This window comes from Accumulibacter sp. (genome assembly GCF_016789985.1).
Classification (GTDB): domain Bacteria; phylum Pseudomonadota; class Gammaproteobacteria; order Burkholderiales; family Rhodocyclaceae; genus Accumulibacter.
Window position 1 is genome coordinate 1 of the sequence record NZ_JAEUOL010000267.1, and the last position, 2,057, is coordinate 2,057.

Below are 2,057 nucleotides of genomic sequence, written 5' to 3' on the forward strand. Positions count from 1 at the left end.
GGCCATGCTGTTGAGCAGGAGTGCGCAGTCGGCCGCCGAGCGGGCGAGCGGACCAGCTTGATCGAGCGACGAGGCGAAGGCGATCATGCCGTAGCGCGAAATGACGCCGTAGGTGGGTTTCATCCCGGTCAGGTTGCAGAGAGCCGCCGGTTGGCGGATCGATCCGCCGGTGTCGGTACCGGTGGCGGCCGGCGCCAGGCGCGCCGCCACCGCAGCGGCCGAGCCGCCCGATGACCCGCCAGGGACGCAGCTGACATCCCAAGGGTTCCTGACCGGTCCGTAGAACGAGGTTTCGTTCGACGAGCCCATCGCGAACTCGTCCATGTTGGTCTTGCCCAGGAGTACTGCGCCGGCATCCTTGCAGCGGGTGATTACCGCGGCATCGTAAGGGCTGACAAAGTTGGACAGCATCTTCGAGCCACAGGTGGTGAGCCAGCCCTGGCTGCAGAAAATGTCCTTGTGGGCGATCGGGATGCCGGTTAGCGGGCCGCCTTCGCGGCGTGCCAGGCGCTCGTCGGCAGCTTGTGCCTGGGCAAGACTGCGGGCTGGGTCAAGGCTGATGAAAGCGTTGAGCTCGGCGTTGTGGCGGGCGATCCGGTCGAGGTAGAGCCGGGTCAGTTCAACGCTCGAGATCTGCCGGCTGGCGAGGGACTGCGCAAGTTCCCGAAGGCTGAGCTCGATCATTCGATGACTCTCGGTACAAGGTAGAGCCCGGCCTCGGTTTCCGGTGCGATGGCCTGGAAGGCGGTACGCTGGGTCAGTTGGTCGGATTCGGTCACACAGTCCTGCCGCAGGCGCTGGGCGAGGTCCTGGGCATGCGCCATGGGGTCGACTCCGCGCGTGTCGATCGCCTGCATCGCTTCGATCAGGGTGAAGATCTGGTTCAGCTGGTCAAGCGTGCCGAGCGCTTCAGCGTCGCTGACTTCGATACGGGCAAGGTGGGCCACACGGTAAACCTGTTCCAGGGTAAGCGACATGGTTACGAAATCACTAAGGTAGTAAACGACGGAGCCATATAAGGTATCATAAAAGTTTTTCCCACCGCAGCCCCTGCAGGGCCCATCACGGATTTCGCAAGCATGTTCAGTTTTCTGCGCAGTTATTTCTCGAACGATCTCGCGATCGACCTTGGCACAGCCAACACGCTGATCTACGTGCGCTCGAAAGGGATTGTTCTCGACGAGCCGTCGGTGGTTGCCATCCGGACGGAAGGCGGGCCCAGTTCCAAGAAAACCATCCAGGCGGTCGGCAAGGCGGCCAAGGAAATGCTCGGCAAGGCACCCGGAGCGCTGACCGTGATCCGGCCGATGAAGGACGGTGTGATCGCCGACTTTACCGTGACCGAGCAGATGCTCAAGCAGTTCATCAAAAAGGTGCACGACTCGCGGCTGCTCTCGCCGTCGCCACGCATCATCATCTGTGTGCCTTCGGGTTCGACGCAGGTCGAGCGGCGGGCGATTCGCGAATCGGCGATTGGCGCCGGTGCGAGTCAGGTCTTCCTGATCGAGGAGCCGATGGCGGCCGCGATCGGCGCCGGTCTGCCGGTGTCCGAGCCGACCGGCTCGATGGTCGTCGACATCGGTGGCGGCACCACCGAGGTCGGTGTCATCTCGCTCGGCGGTATGGTCTATGCGGGTTCGGTTCGGGTTGGTGGCGACAAGCTCGACGAAGCGATCATGAACTACATCAGCCGCAATTACGGCATGCTGATCGGCGAGAATACCGCCGAAAACATCAAAAAGCGGATCGGTTCGGCCTTTCCTGGAGCCGAAGTGCGCGAGATGGAGGTCTCGGGAATCAACAAGGCGGAAGGCATTCCGCGCAAGTTCACCATCTCGTCGAACGAAATCCTGGAGGCACTGACCGAGCCGCTGAACAGCGTTGTCTCGGCAGTCAAGTCGGCGCTCGAGAAGACCCCCCCCGAACTGGGCGCCGACATTGCCGAAAAGGGCATGGTGCTGACCGGCGGCGGGGCGCTGCTGCGTGATATTGATCGACTGCTGATGGAGGAGACCGGTCTGCCGGTCATCGTTGCCGAGGAGCCGCTGACCTGTGTC

The 2,057-nt window shown here is 62.6% G+C and carries 3 protein-coding genes; 1 reads left to right on the top strand and 2 read right to left on the bottom strand.

Annotated elements, in window-relative coordinates; genetic code table 11:
- Both JNK99_RS15125 and gatC read right to left on the bottom strand, forming a co-directional pair.
- Positions 1-684, bottom strand: a 684-nt coding sequence (locus JNK99_RS15125; RefSeq protein WP_291854502.1) for an amidase, incomplete at its 3' end; no start/stop codon positions are given.
- Entirely contained in the window at positions 681-977 is a 297-nt protein-coding gene (gatC, locus tag JNK99_RS15130; RefSeq protein WP_291854504.1) for an Asp-tRNA(Asn)/Glu-tRNA(Gln) amidotransferase subunit GatC, read from the bottom strand. The genes JNK99_RS15125 and gatC, both read right to left, overlap by 4 nt.
- 102 nt (positions 978-1,079) lie before the next feature.
- Between gatC and JNK99_RS15135 the strand changes: the two genes are divergently transcribed.
- Positions 1,080-2,057 (top strand): rod shape-determining protein (locus JNK99_RS15135; protein WP_291854506.1); only part of this gene is annotated, 978 nt, incomplete at its 3' end.

Coding starts and splice junctions, on each gene's coding strand:
- gatC (WP_291854504.1), bottom strand. CDS start 977: ATGTCGCTTACCCTGGAACAGGTTTACCGTGTGGCCCACCTTGCCCGT.